This window comes from Mesorhizobium kowhaii, from assembly GCF_003253745.1.
Taxonomy (GTDB): domain Bacteria; phylum Pseudomonadota; class Alphaproteobacteria; order Rhizobiales; family Rhizobiaceae; genus Mesorhizobium; species Mesorhizobium kowhaii.
Window position 1 is genome coordinate 96,675 of the sequence record NZ_MZXV01000055.1, and the last position, 15,385, is coordinate 112,059.

Below are 15,385 nucleotides of genomic sequence, written 5' to 3' on the forward strand. Positions count from 1 at the left end.
TCAGCTTTCCCCGAACTGGCGCACGCGCGGATCGAGCAGGACGAGCAGCATGTCGGCGATGATGTTGCCGACGATCAGCGTCGCCGACAGCACCATCATGAAGGTGGCGGTGACATAGACGTCGCCAACAGCCATGGAGCCGACGATCGCCGGGCCAACGGTCGGCAGCGCGAAGATAATCGCCGTCTCGATCTCGCCGGTGAGCATATAGGGCAGCACCACGCCCTGATACATGACGAGCGGGTGCAGCGCGTTGGGCACGGCGTGGCGCATGACGACGGCCGCGCCTGTCAGCCCCTTGGCCCTGGCCGTCTCGACATATTGCGCGTTCAACGTGTCGAGCAGATTGCCGCGCATGACGCGCATATTGTAGGCGAGGCCGCCGAAGGTGGCGATCGCCACGACCGGCCAGACATGCTTGACGAGGTCGACGAACTTGGCCCACGACCACGGCGCGCCGCCATATTGCGGCGAGAAGAAGCTGCCGATCTCCGACACGTTGAACTGGAAGACCAGCAGATAGACGATGATCAGCGCCATCAGGAAGCGCGGCACCGTCATGCCGAGGAAGGAGATGGCCGACAGCGTCGAGTCGATCCAGGTGTATTGCCGGGTCGCCGCCCATATGCCAAAGCCGATGCCGAGAACCGAGGCCAGCAGATGGCAGACCAGCGCCAGAAGCAGCGTGCGCGGCAGGCGTTCGCCGACCACATCGGCGACCGGCTTGTTGTAGTAGAGGCTGTAGCCGAAATCGCCGCGGGTGATGATGCCGCCGATCCAGTTGAGATACTGGACGGGCAGCGGCTTATCGAGGCCATGCTCGATGCGATAGGCCTGGGCCTGCGCGTCGGCCTCGGCGAACGAGGCTCCACCCTGGTTGATCAGCTGCGAGCGGATGTAATCGGCATAGTCGCCCGGTGGCGCCTGGATGATGGCAAAGGTGACCAGGCTCAGAATGGCGAGGACCGGTATCGCCGACGCTATGCGCGTGAGCAGGAATCGCAACATGGACGGTCCGCTTCCTTGTCTCGCCGATCGCGCCCTTTGGTTGCGTCCGGAGGTTGGCTTTGTCCGGCCGCGCCAGCGGCGCGGCCGGAGTTCTCTTGGTCAGGGAGGTAAACCTAATTCATCAACCTAATCCATCGGGCCCTTGTCTCCGGGTTTGCCGGGAAGTTCTTCCGGGAACAACTCGTATTTCGCCTGCTTGTCGGCCGCGACAAAGACCCGTTCACGGATGATCGAATCCTCGGCCCAGTTGAACATGAAGATCGGCGTTCCCTGCGGAATGTTCGAGAAGCGCTTGTTGACGATCAGCGCGCCGGGATATTCCGTCAGGCCGACATTGTAGACGTGTTCCGTCGAGATCTTCTGGAACTGCTTCATCAGGCTGGCGCGCTGGTCATTGTCCTGCGTCGAGACGAACTTGTTGACGATGTCGACGAGGTCCTTTTCGAAAGGCATCAGATCGACCTCGCCGTTTTCCGGCGCGCGATGGTTCCAGCTGGTGCGCGGACCAACCGGGGCAAGTTGCTCGGTGTTCTGCACCACCGACGTCAGCTCCTGGTCGTTGCGTCGGACCAGCCAATCGAAGCGGCCGGAATATTGGGAGGCATCGCGCTGGGTGCCGTTGAGGCCGTTGAGCACGACCCGAAGCCCGAGCTTTTCCATCTGGCCGACAACACCTTCGGCAAGGCTCTTGTCGGTTGTGTAGTCGTTGTTGACCAGCATCACGATCTCGACATTCTTGCCGCCGGCGGTACCGGCCGGGAAGTTCACGAAACCGTCGCCGTCCGTGTCCTTGAGGCCGGCCTTAGCGAGCTCGGCCTTGGCGCCCTCGAGGTCGAAGGGGTAGTAGACGGTCGAATCGCGGTCATAGAAGCTGGTGCCTGACGACAGGCCGCCGGGATAGATGGCGGTGAACGGACCCTTGACCAGCGAGTCGCCGAGCGCCTTGCGGTCGAACGCCATGGTGACGGCCTTGCGGAAGTCCTCGTTGCGGTTCAGCTCGCGAACCGCCTGGCTGCGTTCGTCCGGGTTGCCCCAGCCATTGGCGGAAAAGTTCATGCGTAGATTGTAGCCGATGAGCCGCGGGCCGAATGCCAGGCGTGCGGGCGCATTCGCCTCCGCCGCACGCTTCAGCGAGGCGACGAAGTTTTCCGGCTGCTCCAGATTGGAGAAGTCGGCCGAGCCGGCGACCGCCTGGACGTCGCGGTCGGCCCAGGTCGACAGCTTGTACTGCAGTTCGTTGAGGTAGGGCAGCTGGTTGCCCTTCTCGTCGACCTTCCAGTAATAGGGATTGCGGCGCATGACGATGATGTCGTCCGCCCGGTATTCGACCGGCACCCAGGCGCCCATGACCGGCATGTTCATGAATTCCGGCGGGAAGGCATTCTTGAACTGGTCGTAAGTGTTCTTTGAATATTTCGGATGCTGCGGCTTTAGAATGTGCGCGGGGCCGGGACAGAAGGTGCCGTAGGCCATCGCATACAGATACTGCTTCGGGAAGGCTTCCTTGAAGGTCCATTCGACGGTGTAGTCGTCGATCTTCTTCAGCGTCGTGCCGACACCGAAGGTTTCCGGCGTCGCGCCGTTCAGCGGCGAGACGTTGGGATCAACGACCTCGTCGTCCCAGTAGAACATGACATCGTCGGCGTTGAAGGGCACGCCATCCGACCATTTGGCGCCTTCGACAAGGTGCATGGTCAACTTGTGACCATCGCTCGACCAGTCCCAGCTCCGGGCCAGGTTCGGCAGCGGTTCGGTGTCCTTCGCCTCGACCTGGAACAGCGGCGCGGTGCGCGTCAGGCATTCGGAAAGACCGATATCGATGCCGCCCCACCCTTGGGTCTGGCCGGCGCCGTAGTTCCAGCCTTCCGGCCGGCCGCCGATGACATGGCGCATCGTATCGCCATAGACGCCGATGCCGTCCTGCATGTTGCCCGTCTTGAAGACCAGCGGCTCTTTCGGCAGCCTGTCTTTCACTGGCGGCAGCTTGCCGGTCTTGACGTATTTCTCGGTGACCCAGTCGGGCTCGTGATATTCGGGGAGCGCCTTGAACTCCAGAATGGAGTCGCGCGCCACATATTTGATCTTGCCTTCGGCTGGGAACGGTGTCGGCGCAGGTGGAACCGTCGGCTCGGAAGCGTATGCATTGAGTGCCGAGACCGAGACGCTCAGCGCCAGTCCGGCAGCAAGGCCGATATTGCGTAAATTCCTCACTGTCTCTCTCCCTCTTGTTTGTTCCGGAGCGTTTTTCACCTGCTCCGCTTCTCCTCGAATTCAAACGGCTTCGTCGCAGTGGATCTGCCTCCCGTAGATCCACCATCACCGCATGAGGTTTCAGCCGGCTTGTTTCAGCGCGGCCTTTTCGGCGCGCAATTCCTCGATCGAGCGCACACTGCGCCGCGCCGCTCCCGCCCATTCGCGGGTCTTCACCCCAGATGTCGACAGCCGCTCCTTGGCGGCTGGAACCGCGTGCGCATATTGCGGCAGCCAGGCTGCCTGGGCGACGACCATTTCGTCGACCATCTGCCAGACCTCCTCCGGGGTTGAAACCGCGCCGACCAGCGGGTCATGCAGCACGGCGAGCTTGAGCAGATCGATGTCGCCCGATATCGCGGCATGGACCGACATGCGCTGGACATTGATCGAGGAAATGCAGGTGGCGGCACAGGCTTCCGGCAAGGTGATGTCGGCGGCCATGTTGATGCCGAAGCGGTCGACGAAACCGGGCGACTCGATGATGGCGTCCTGCGGCAGGTTGGTGATCACCCCGTTGTTCTTGACGTTGAAGTGGCCGCGATAGACGCGGTTGGTCTCCAGCGCCTCCAATATGTGGCTGGCATGCTCGTTGGAGCGTTTCCCGGGATCGATCGGCTGTGACGCCGCTTCGAGGAACTGCGGATATTCCGTTTCGAACCAGTTGCGGGTTTCGGTCGAGTAGCGGAGATAGCCGCCCGTCTCGCCATGGATCCAGTCGGACATGTCGATCCAGCGCGTGATCTCGTCGGGCCGTTTGCGATACCAGGGCAGATATTCTGAAAGATGGCCGTTGCTTTCGGTCGAATAGACGCCGAAGCGCTTCAAGACATCGATGCGCAGCTTTTCCTGCCTGGAATAGACCGGATGCGCCTCGAAGGCGGCGACCAGCTCGTCCTTGCCTATTCTGCGGCCGTTGAGCCGCAGATCGATGAACCAGGTCTGGTGGTTGATGCCGGAGCAGACATAGTCGAGCTCCTGCCTGGACTTCGCGCCCAGTACCTCGGCGATCTGCTCGGCGCCGTGCTGGACGCCGTGGCAGAGCCCGACGGTGTCGACCTTGCCATACTCGATCGCTGCCCAGGTGTTCATCGCCATCGGGTTGGCGTAGTTCAGGAATTTGGCGTTCGGCTCGGCGACCTCGCGTATGTCCTTGCAGAAATCCAGGATCACCGGAATGTTGCGCTGGCCATAGAGAATGCCGCCGGCGCAGATCGTGTCGCCGACGCATTGGTCGATGCCGTATTTCAGAGGAATTCTGATATCGTCGGCATAGGCTTCGAGGCCTCCGACCCGCACGCAGCTGATGACGTAGCGCGCGCCTTCGAGCGCCTTGCGGCGGTCGGTGGTCGCCGTCACCCTGGTCGGCAATCCGTTGGCCTCGACGATCCTGTCGAGGATCGCCTTGATCATCTGAAGATTGTGCGCGCTGACGTCGGTCAGCGCGAATTCGATGTCGGTGAATTCGGGCACGCACAGAATATCGGTGAACAGCTTCTTGGTGAATCCGACGCTGCCGGCACCGATGATAGCGATTTTGAAACTCATCAGCCGGACCTCATTTCATTCGAATGGCAGGCAAGGAACGACAAGGAAAGGTTCAGCCACATGCCATGACATGCGCACAGGACAGACCGGAATCCAGCCTGCCGACCTCCCTGTCCGCTCCTCGACTGCGGATCTCTCTCGCTTTTCGAGGGGGAGTATGCGCTTATTCGCGAGCGCGACCAGAGAAGGATTATGCTTTCAGGGGTAATTTTGTGCTGCATGATTTGATAGCCAACGGACAGTCCATGCGGACGATCTCGCTGCCACGCGGCCGCCAGCGCCTGCACGCCATGCCGACGAGCACGGGCTATGAAGTGCGCGAGGACGAGATCTACGACTGGGATGGGCGCAGGCGCGGCCAGACACCGTTCACCGTGCTCCAGCACACGATCAGCGGGACCGGCCGGCTGCGCTATGAGAACCGCAACTACCGCCTGCAGAAGAACGACACATTGCTGGTGCTGGTGCCGCACAACCACCGCTACTGGCTGGCCAAGGACGAGCGTTGGGAATATTTCTGGATTTCGATGAACGGCGAGGAGGCGCTGCGCATCCACAAATCCATACTCGGCACATCGGGTCCGGTGTTTCGGCTGCAGCTGGCGACGATCGACCATCTAGCCGATTGCAGCCTGCGCCTCATCAAGGGGGCCGCTTCGCCGGGTGCTGCTTCCGCCGTCGCCTACGAAGCCGCGATGGCGCTCTATGACGATGTCTTCGGCTCACATGCCTTTGCTGAAAAACAGAGCGCCATGCAGCCGGTCATCGACCACATCAGTGCCAATCTCGACAGGCCGCTGCCGGTGGCGGACCTGGTCCAGATCAGCGGCCTCAGCCGGGCCCATTTCTCGCGCTGTTTCGCCGAGAGCGAAGGCCTGCCGCCCGCCGAGTTCGTGCTGCAGCAGCGCCTGCAACGCGCGGCGAAGCTTTTGACCAAGGCGGATTTCCTGCCGGTGAAGGAAGTCGCCATCCTGTGCGGCTTCGAGGACGCGAATTATTTTTCGAAGGTCTTCCGCCGCTGCTACGGCATCACGCCCAGCCAATTCCGCACCACCGGCATGTATGCCAGCATGAGAACACCGGCCAGACGCGGCGCCAGGATGCCGGACGACGAGACCTGACGCTGCCTTTGGGTCCTTGATGCATGTCGTTATCCCAAAACCACTGTGCACTTTTGGGCGACATGCATTAGGCGGCGTGCCGGCTGCCGCCATCCAGCCACTCGAGATCGGCCGGCGAAAGCGTGATGTCGAGGGCGCGCAGGCTGTCGTCCAGTTCGCCCAGCGTGCGTGGCCCGATCAGCGGAATGGATGGGAAGGGCTGATTGAGCACATAGGCAAGCGCAATATGGATCGGGCTCTTGCCCAGCCGCGCGGCAAGTTCGATCGCCCGGTCGCGGCGGCCGAAATTCCGCTCCGAATACCAGACCCGCACCAGTTCCTCATTGTCGTGCCTGTCGCGCCCGGCGCGATCAGTGAAGAAGCCGCGCCCCTGGCTTGACCAGGCGAAATTCGGCATCTGGCGGGACGTCAGCCAGGCCTTCCATTCGTCGGTCGAAGAGGTCACGCAGCCGGCCCAGATCGGCTCCAGCATTTCGGCCAGCGAGAAGTTGTTGGACAGCGCGCCGGGCTTATGTTTGCCGGTGCGTTCGGCATAGGCGATAGCCTCGTCCATGCGCTCCATGGTCCAGTTCGAGCCGCCGAACGGGCCGCGGATGCGGCCAGCCTTGACCTCTCGATCCATCGCATCGACGAATTCGCCCACCGGCACATCCGGATTGTCGCGATGCATGAAGTAGACATCGACATGGTCGGTTTGCAGCCGGTCGAGCGATTGGGCAAGCTGCCTGCCGATCACGTCGGGATAGCAGAGCGGCGAATGCGCGCCCTTGGCGATGATCACCGATTGCGCGCGCACGCCACGGTTTTTCAACCACTCGCCAAGCAGCGCCTCGGTGTAACCGGCACCGTAGACATAGCCGGTGTCGAAGAGATTGCCGCCGGCCTCGAAAAAGGCATCGAGCAGGATCGAGCCCGAGGAAAAGGTACGGAAATCCTCGAAGCCGAGCGCCACCACCGACGCCGGCTTCGACAGGCCCGGAATGGTGCGCTTGCCGATTGCCGTTCCGCCGGAGCGCAAAGGCCGGCCGGAGATGGTGTTGGTGCGCTGCGGGGCCTTCTCGATCCCGTATTCCAGGCCCGCCGCCGCCCGCCATCTGTCGAGGACGCGCAAGGTGCCGAGACTATCCGCCCAGCCCATGCCCGGCCAGGCGAATTCCTGCCGCCCAGCGAGGATGGCCTCGCCGGCGGCGTCGACCTCGAAGGAATAGACATGGCGCTGTTCGTTGACGCTGATGGTCTCGCGAGCGCCATCGGATCCGATCACGTCGATCCGGCCCAGGCCGACATCGCGGTTGCCGCCGGCGAACCAGAAGTCCGGCACCTCGATGCGGCCGCTGGTGCCGAAGATTCTGAGCACATTGTCCTGGTTAAGCGAGATGCTGCAGGAAACTTCAGCAATGATGCCGCCTGGGAAATGCAGCAGTGCCGAGGCCCATTCGTCGACGCCGGACTGGCCAAGGTGGGCAGCACCAACCACCTTGTCTGGCTCGGCGAAGGGGAGGCCTGCCGCCGCCCCGGCAATCAGCCGCACCATCGAGACGGGGTAGCCGCCGACATCCAGAATGCCGCCGCCGGCAAGATCGTTGGCATAGAGCCGGTGCTCCGGCATGAAGCCCGCCATGGCAAAGCCGAAACTCGACTTGATCATCCTGATATCGCCGATGACGCCCGACCTGATCAGCTCCACCAGCTTCAGCGTCTGCGGGTGCAACCGGTACATGAAGGCTTCGCCGAGAAAGGTGCCGGCCTTGCGCGCGGCATGGATCATGGCGTCGGCCTCGAAGGCGGTCAGCGCAAGCGGCTTTTCGCACAGCACGTGTTTGCCCGCTTCCGCTGCCCTGATCGCCCATTGCGCATGGCCGGGATGCGGTATCGAAATGTAGATGGCGTCGATGTCGGGATCGGCGAGCAGCGCATCGTAGCCATCGAGGATGCGGGCGCCGGGAAAACTCTCGGCGAGGCCTGGCTTGGCGGGGTTGCGCGCGCCGATGGCAACCAGCTTGCCAGTGCGCGAAGCGGCCGCGCCACCGGCAAAGGCCTGGGCGATGCTGCCCGGGCCGAGGATGCCCCAGCGAATGGGCGTGGTTGAAGTCATTGTCATTCTCCTTGAAGGCTGGAAAGGGCGGCCGGTCAGCGCAGCCGCAGCCCTTTTTCGTCGAACAGGTAGGATTTGCGGATGGAAACGGTGACCTCGGACGTATCGGGAACCTTTGCCGCGTCGCGCTGGATCACCACGTCTTCACCATGCGCCGTTCTGGCATAGAGAAAACTTGTGCCGCCCAGGTGCTCGACCACGTCGATGCTTACCACAAGGTCGGTGTCGCCCTCTCCGGCGCTGCCGAAATGTTCGGGACGCACACCGACGATGACCTTGCTTCCTGCTTCGGGTGCAGCACCCGTCAGCGGCTGCGCGATACGGGTCTTCTCCTGACCCGCCAGCTCGACCACGACGCCTTGTGCATCACGCCCGACAATGCTGCCGTTGATGAAGTTCATCTTCGGCGAGCCGACAAAGCCGGCCACGAACTGATTGTCGGGATTGTCATAAAGATCGAGCGGCCGGCCGATCTGCTCGATATGGCCGGCGCGCATCACGACGATCCTGTCGGCGAGTGTCATCGCCTCGGTCTGGTCGTGCGTGACATAGATCATGGTGGTGCCGAGTTCCTTGTGCAGGCGCGATATCTCGACCCGCATCTGCACTCTGAGCTCAGCGTCGAGATTGCTCAGCGGCTCGTCAAAGAGGAACACCTGCGGTTCGCGCACGATGGCGCGGCCAATGGCGACGCGCTGACGCTGGCCGCCCGACAATTGCTTGGGACGCCGCTTCATCAGCTCGTTAATGCGCAGGATCTCGGCGGCTCGCTTGACGCGCCGGTCGGTGTCGGCCTTCGGATTGCCGGTCATTCTGAGCCCAAAACTCAGATTCTGCTCGACGCTCATGTGCGGATAGAGCGCGTAGGACTGGAAGACCATGGCGATGCCGCGGTCGGCCGGCTCGACATCGTTGACGAGCTTGCCGCCGATGGCGATCTCGCCGCCGCTGATGTCCTCGAGCCCGGCGATCATCCTGAGCAGCGTCGATTTTCCGCAGCCGGAGGGGCCGACGAAGACGACGAACTCGCCGTCCTTGACGTCGATGTTGGCGCCATGGACGACCTCGAATACGCCGAAGCGCTTGATGACATTGTTGAGCGTGACCGTTGCCATGCTAGAGCGAGATGAGGTTGGATTGGATCATTCTGTTTCCCGATCGGCGAGGCAACCCGGTAGGAGAGGCGCGAAGAGCGATGGGGTTCCATCGCTCAAGCGGCTCGACGCCGCGGGTGCCCGCCGACGGGAAACGTGAAGGGCCGGGCTGGTTTGGGCCAAATCCATCGGCCTTCGTCTTGGCCGTACTTCCAGTACGGCCTGCGACAAAGCCCTCGACCTTGGCCCAAACCATCACCGGCAGAATGATCCAATCCAACCTCATCTCGCTCTATCCTTACTTGACCGCGCCGGCGGCGATGCCGGCGATGAAATGGCGCTGCAGGAGCACGAAGACGATGAGCATCGGCACCGTCAGCATCACCGCGCCCGCCATGATGCCGCCCCACGACACCTTGGTGAGGCCGATCAGTGTGCCGAGCGCCACTGGCGCCGTCATCGAACCCGGCTGGCTGTTGATCAGGAGCGGCCACAAATAATTGTTCCAGGAGGCGAGGAACAGGATGATGGCGAGCGCCGCCAGCATCGGCCGCGCCAGCGGCAGCGCGACGAAGAGGAAGATGCGCCATTCCTTCACCCCCTCGACGCGCGCCGCATCGAAAAGGTCGTCCGGCATCATCGAGAAGCTCTGCCGCATGAACAGCACGCCCAACGAATTGAACAGCGGCGGCACGATCAGCGCCACCCAGGTGTTGGCGAGCTTGAAATCGCGCGCCACCATGATGAATTGCGGGATCAGCACCACCGCATAGGGTAGCGTGATGGTGCCGAGGATGATGGCGACAACCACGCCCTTGCCGAAGAACCGGTAGCGGGCCAGCGCCCAGCCGGCCATCGACGTCAGCAGCACCGACAGGAACGTGTAGGTCACCGCCACCGAGACCGAAATGCCGATGGCGCCGACGAAGTCGGTGTCGCGCTGCAGATTGTTGAAATTGTCCATGAAGTTGCCATGCGGCAAAAGCTCGATGCCGGGGCTGAAGATGCCGTTGTCCGGCATGGTCGAGAACACCACCATCATCCACAGCGGAAACAGCCAGATCAGCGCCAGCGGCGTCAGGAACAGATGCAGCGCGATGCTGCGTCCCAGCCTGGCGGAGGAGCGCGAACTCATTTCGGTTCCCTCGTCAGCCACAGCTGCACCAGCGTGATCGCGATCGCCAGTCCGGCCATGGTGTAGGCAACGGCCGACGCGTAGCCGAAATTGAGCGACCGAAAACCCTGGCGGTAAAGCAACAGGCCAAGCGTTTCCGTGCCGCCGCCCGGTCCGCCGCGCTCGGTGATCAGGAAGGGCTCGGTGAACAGCTGCATGGTGCCGATGATCGACAGCACAAGGCAGAACACGATGACCGGCTTCAACAGCGGCAGAGTGATGAAGAAGAACTGTTTGAGCTTGCTGACGCGGTCGAGCGTCGCCGCCTCGTAGACATCTTCGGGAATGGATTGCATGCCGGCGAGCAGGATGATGGCGTTGTAACCGGCCCAGCGCCAGGTGACCGCGATCATGATCAGCGCCATCGCCGGCGTGACGTTGGAAAACCAGTCGACGCTGGGCAGGCCGACGCTGTTCAGGAGCTTGTTGATGATGCCGAAATTGAGATTGAACATCAGCCGGAAGACCGCCGAGTAGGCAACTTCGCCGACCACGACCGGGGCGAAGAAGGCGAAGCGGTAGAGACCCCTCGCCTTGAGCAGCGGCGAATTCAACAGCACCGCCATAACGATCGCCAGCGTGATCATCACCGGCACCTGGATGACAAGGATGAGCAGCGTGTTCTTCAGTGCGTTGAAGAAGGCGGGGTCGCCGATCAATCGGCCCCAGTTGAAGCCGGGGGCGAACCGCCATGGCACGGTGCGCGTCGCCTGGAAGGAGATCATGAAGGAATCGATGATCGGCCACACCCAGAAGACTGCAAAGATCAGCAGATAGGGCGCGAGGAAGCGATACGCCGTGGCATTCTGATAGCGCATCGTTGCCTCCTTTCCGCGTTCAAGGGGGTGGCGCGCCCCTGCTGAAACACGTGGCGCGTTCGGTCCCGGACAGCATCAATGGCGCCCGGGACCATCTCGGTCCAGATCAAGATTTGACGGGCAACCCGGTCGCCGCGGCGATCTGGCTTGCGGCATCGTCGAGCGCTGCCTTGGCGTCGGGATAGCCACCGGCCAGATATTTGGTCTGCACGGCGCGGACGATGATTTCGGCGTCGCTCTGGAATTGCGTGCCGCGGCTTGGAACAACCTTGGGCAAGGTGCCGAGGATGTCCTTCCACACCGCCTGGCCGCCCCAGTAGGGCAGGCCTTCCGAGACATAGGGGTCATTGAGCGCCGAGATCAGGGATGGCACCAGGCCGAAATCCTTCAGCATGGTGATCTGGCCTTCATTCGTTCCGAGCGTGTATTTCATATAGGCGTAGGCGGCTTCCTTGTTCTTGGACGCCGAGGTGATGGCCAGCGAGGAGCCGCCGAGATTGGCGGCGCGCGGGCCGTCGGCGGTGAGGCTCGGCATCAGGTAGACGCCCCATTTGCCGTTTTCACCGGCCGATTCGGTGCGAACGGTGCCTTCATACCAGCCGCCATAGACCTGCGTGGCGACGGTGCCGGCGGTGTTGTTGGTGATCTTGGTGCCCCAGTCGGCCGAGGAGATGATGCCGGCATCCTTCATCTCCTTGACCTTGGTCATGGCATCGATGCATTTGGGTTGGTTAACCGTGATCGACTGGCCGTCCTCGGCAAAGTAGGCGCAGCCCTGTTCGTTGGAGATCATGCGGAAGAATTCGCTGTCGCCATTGAAATCGGCATTGGTCATCGAGACGCCAGGGTTGGCGGCCTGGATCTTCTTGCCGGCGGCGATGAAATCGTCCCAGGTCTTGATCGATGCCGGATCGACGCCGGCCTTTTCGTAGAAGTCGCGGCGATAGAACGCGGCGACCGGACCCGAATCCCACGGCATCGCATAGGCCTTGTCGCCGACTTCGAGCTCGGTGCGTTTGAAGTCGGGGAATTTCTTCTGGTCCTCGGCGGTATAGCCCAGCGTATGCAGGTCGACGAAGCAGTCGGGGAACTGGCTCCAGTAATTCTCGGCCTCGCCGTTCTCGATGGTGACGATATCAGGCAGGCCGACGCCGCCGGCGGCGCAGCCGGCGATCGACTTGTCGTAGGTCGGCTGGTTGCCGAGATCCTGGACCGTCACCTTGACGTCGGGAAATTGCTTGTTGAAGCCGGCAACGGTCGCCTTCAGCGATGAAGCCGCGACATTCCAGCTCCAGATCGTGATTTCGCCGGATTGCGCAAAGGCCGGGGCAGAGCCCAGGGCGAGCGCGAGCGCGGCGCAGGTCATTGTGATGCGCATTGAAATCCTCCCATTCCATTTGCTCTCTCACTGTGAGCGTGGCTAGACTATGCAGTGGGTGGGGCCTGTCGCCGTCAAAGGGAATATGAAATTGGCGGAAAGTAAGATGCCGGAACGGCCGTTTTACCAGCCTGGAGCCAGCAGCGTGGAAGGCCTGCCGCTGCTGCTGCAGATGTTTCACACCAATCCCCTGGTGATGCTCAAGCCGCATTGGCACGCCCAGGTCGAGGTGAATTTCATTGTGCGCGGCAGCGTGCACTACCGCATGAACGACCACGAGATTTCGCTTTCGGCCGGCGAGATGTGCCTGTTCTGGGGTGGCCTGCCGCACCAGATGGACGATTTGTCCGACGACGCCGTCTATGCCGGAGCGCATCTGCCGCTGGTACATTTCTTCCGGCTGCACCTGCCCACGGATATCCGGCACCGGCTGATGACGGGTGCCACACTGGTGACCGGCGCCACCGATCAGTCCGACAACCATAATTTCGAGCGCTGGAACCGCTACGCCCGGTCCGGCGACCAGGCCAAGGCGGAACACGCCGTCAACGAATTGCTGCTGCGGCTGGAGCGGGTGCGGTTCGAGCCTTACCGGCTCGTATCCGCAACCCCGATCGGCCAGGAAACGGGCAGTCCCTTCGACCAGCAGTCGTCGCGCAATGTCGGGCGCATGTGCGATTTCATCGCCGAGAATTTCCTCTACGACATCGATTGCGTGAACATAGCGGCGGCCGCCGACATCCACCCCAAATACGCCATGAGCCTGTTCAAGAAGTCGACCGGCATGACGCTCAACGAATATGTCAACCTGCTGCGGCTGAGCTACGCGCAGGCGCTCTTGATGCACCAGGACGCCAATGTGCTGCGCGTCGCCATGGATTCGGGCTTCGGCTCGCTCAGCGCCTTCAACAAATCGTTCCGCAAACTGGCCGGCATGTCGCCCTCCGATTTTCGCAGAGGCGTGTCCGGCGCCAGATAGAACGCGGCGGCCAGGCGGCGGTGCTGCCCGGCGCTGCGAATGCATTGCCGCATCTCGATCGTCGGCTAAAAGACGGGTCATGCCGTTGCGCCCCGCGATCGCGACGCGGACAACGACGCCGCCGGCCGAAATAGGACCGCGCCGCGCGCCGTTCCGGCCGTCGCTGCGGCATCGGAACCGGGCCATTGCACGGCGTCTCATTTCCTGTCTGAAATTGCCACCTGGGCGCTGGACAGGCCGGATTCCCGTGCTATAACCCACGCGCTTTCAAGGGGCGCCCATGGCGCTTCATGAGATCCGGTGTATGAGATTTCGTTTGCCGGAACAGGCCCAGATAGCTCAGTTGGTAGAGCAGCGGACTGAAAATCCGCGTGTCGGTGGTTCGAATCCGCCTCTGGGCACCATCTCCCCTTCTCCCCACACTCCCTTCCGCCAAGCGTTCTACGCTGCTGTTCGCGTAAACCTTTGAAAACGATTGCTTTTTTGACGGCCTGATCGCGCTTTGGCGTATTCCGAAGCAGGTGATCGCATTTGGTCCAACGGCGCGTGCTGTTGGTTTCTTCGTTGGTATCCGTCTACCCTGTTGGTATCACCCACCAGCAAAAAGCATCGGACAATGACACTCTCTGACGTGAAATGTCGAAATGCCCGCCCAGGGCCTAAACTCCGGAAACTCTCCGATGGAGGCGGTCTCCAGCTATGGGTACAGCCTACCGGCTCGCGCCTGTGGCGCCTTGCCTATCGCTTCGATGGCAAACAGAAGCTCCTGGCTCTCGGAAGCTATCCGCTTCTCTCCCTGGCGGAGGCTCGACAGGCACGAGATGAGGCGAAGCGGCTGCTAATGAAGGGTATAGACCCCGTACGTGAGAAGCAGGAGAAGAATGCTGACACGCGCGATAGCTTCCGCGTCATCGCAGACGAATTCATCGCTAAGCTCAAGAAAGAGGGGCGCGCGGAAAGGACCATCACTAAGAACAAGTGGCTGCTCTCTTTCGCCTATCCGACTTTGGGCGACCGGTCGATCAAGGAAATTGATGCGCCATCCGTTCTCGATGTGTTGCGGGAAGTGGAAGTTCGTGGCCGACACGAATCGGCCCGTCGGCTTCGATCAACAATCGGGAGTGTATTTCGCTACGCGATTGCCACCGCTCGCGCCAGTGCTGATCCAACCTTGGCGCTCAGGGACGCTCTTGTTAGGCCAACAGTAGCACCGCGAGCTGCAGTTACCGACCCGAAGGAGTTCGGTGCTCTTTTGCGCGCGATTGATTCGTACGATGGGCAGCCAGGCACCCAAATTGCGTTGAATTTGATGGCGCTCTTGTTTCCCCGCCCCGGAGAATTGCGCGCCGCTGACTGGTCGGAATTCGACTTCGACAAAGCAGTCTGGACGATCCCAGCCGCTCGAGCAAAAATGCGGCGACCGCATAGTGTTCCTTTGTCGACCCAGGCGCTCAACCTCCTCAAGCGGCTCCGCGAGGTTTCTGGACACGGTTTGCTTCTGTTTCCCAGTGTCCGCGCGATCACACGCCCGATTTCCGACAACACCCTCAATGCCGCTCTGCGCCGTCTTGGCTATCGCAAAAACGAGGCCACTGCGCATGGTTTTCGGGCGACAGCGTCGAGCTTGCTCAATGAGAGCGGCAAGTGGCATCCCGATGCTATCGAACGTCAACTTGCGCACGTCGAGGGCAACAATGTCAGGCGGGCTTATGCCCGCGGCGAACATTGGGACGAACGCGTGAAGATGATGCAATGGTGGGCCGACCATTTGGATACGCTGAAGCTGCCCCGTGTTGGCTCGCATCAAACTGATAAGATGAAGCTTTATATTGCGGCTGATAATGAACGCCGCACCGTCACGTTCCCGCGACAGTTACAGCATCGTTGAATTGCGTCGTCGCCTCACCAGGCTGTATGAAC

General features: G+C 61.7%; 11 protein-coding genes and 1 tRNA gene. 4 read left to right on the forward strand and 8 right to left on the reverse strand.

The window, feature by feature from the left end; genetic code table 11:
* The 3 genes from B5V02_RS25295 to melA form a co-directional block, all read right to left on the reverse strand.
* A complete protein-coding gene (locus tag B5V02_RS25295) occupies window positions 1-1,008 on the reverse strand; it encodes an ABC transporter permease (RefSeq protein ID WP_111546782.1) in 1,008 nt (335 codons plus the stop codon).
* A gap of 126 nt (window positions 1,009-1,134) precedes the next feature.
* Window positions 1,135-3,219, reverse strand: a complete 2,085-nt coding sequence (locus B5V02_RS25300; RefSeq protein ID WP_111546783.1) for an ABC transporter substrate-binding protein — start codon at window positions 3,217-3,219, stop codon at window positions 1,135-1,137.
* Window positions 3,220-3,339: 120 nt separating this feature from the next.
* Window positions 3,340-4,806, reverse strand: coding sequence for an alpha-glucosidase/alpha-galactosidase (gene melA / locus B5V02_RS25305; protein ID WP_111546784.1), 1,467 nt, complete (start codon window positions 4,804-4,806; stop codon window positions 3,340-3,342).
* A gap of 65 nt (window positions 4,807-4,871) precedes the next feature.
* On the opposite strand from melA, the gene B5V02_RS25310 reads away from it, so the two are divergent.
* Window positions 4,872-5,927 carry an AraC family transcriptional regulator gene (locus tag B5V02_RS25310; protein ID WP_208647136.1) on the forward strand — a complete coding sequence of 352 codons (1,056 nt, stop codon included), beginning with the start codon at window positions 4,872-4,874 and terminating at the stop codon, window positions 5,925-5,927.
* A gap of 67 nt (window positions 5,928-5,994) precedes the next feature.
* Here the strand turns inward: B5V02_RS25310 and B5V02_RS25315 are convergent, their stop codons facing one another.
* The 5 genes from B5V02_RS25315 to B5V02_RS25340 all read right to left on the reverse strand — a co-directional run bounded on the left by B5V02_RS25315 (window position 5,995) and on the right by B5V02_RS25340 (window position 12,486).
* The gene (locus tag B5V02_RS25315; RefSeq protein WP_111546786.1) at window positions 5,995-8,022 is read right to left on the reverse strand and encodes an aldo/keto reductase; all 2,028 of its coding nucleotides are present in this window, start codon (window positions 8,020-8,022) and stop codon (window positions 5,995-5,997) included.
* Between the two features lie 35 nt (window positions 8,023-8,057).
* Window positions 8,058-9,137, reverse strand: coding sequence for an ABC transporter ATP-binding protein (locus B5V02_RS25320; RefSeq protein ID WP_111546787.1), 1,080 nt, complete (start codon window positions 9,135-9,137; stop codon window positions 8,058-8,060).
* Window positions 9,138-9,414: 277 nt separating this feature from the next.
* A complete protein-coding gene (locus B5V02_RS25330; RefSeq protein WP_111546824.1) occupies window positions 9,415-10,251 on the reverse strand; it encodes a carbohydrate ABC transporter permease in 837 nt (278 codons plus the stop codon).
* Window positions 10,248-11,108, reverse strand: a complete 861-nt coding sequence (locus tag B5V02_RS25335; protein ID WP_111546789.1) for a carbohydrate ABC transporter permease — start codon at window positions 11,106-11,108, stop codon at window positions 10,248-10,250. The genes B5V02_RS25330 and B5V02_RS25335 overlap by 4 nt, the downstream gene beginning before the upstream one ends.
* 106 nt (window positions 11,109-11,214) lie before the next feature.
* Window positions 11,215-12,486, reverse strand: coding sequence for an ABC transporter substrate-binding protein (locus B5V02_RS25340; protein WP_111546790.1), 1,272 nt, complete (start codon window positions 12,484-12,486; stop codon window positions 11,215-11,217).
* Between the two features lie 85 nt (window positions 12,487-12,571).
* Here B5V02_RS25340 and B5V02_RS25345 point away from each other — a divergent pair, with 85 nt between their 5' ends.
* The 3 genes from B5V02_RS25345 to B5V02_RS25355 all read left to right on the forward strand — a co-directional run bounded on the left by B5V02_RS25345 (window position 12,572) and on the right by B5V02_RS25355 (window position 15,353).
* Complete coding sequence (locus B5V02_RS25345) at window positions 12,572-13,465, forward strand: helix-turn-helix domain-containing protein (RefSeq protein WP_208647137.1); 894 nt, start codon at window positions 12,572-12,574, stop codon at window positions 13,463-13,465.
* A 328-nt stretch (window positions 13,466-13,793) separates the two neighbouring features.
* Window positions 13,794-13,869: transfer RNA gene (locus B5V02_RS25350), tRNA-Phe, on the forward strand.
* A 212-nt stretch (window positions 13,870-14,081) separates the two neighbouring features.
* On the forward strand, window positions 14,082-15,353 hold the full coding sequence (locus tag B5V02_RS25355; protein ID WP_111546792.1) for a tyrosine-type recombinase/integrase: 1,272 nt from the start codon (window positions 14,082-14,084) through the stop codon (window positions 15,351-15,353).
* The last annotated feature ends 32 nt before the right edge of the window (window positions 15,354-15,385 follow it).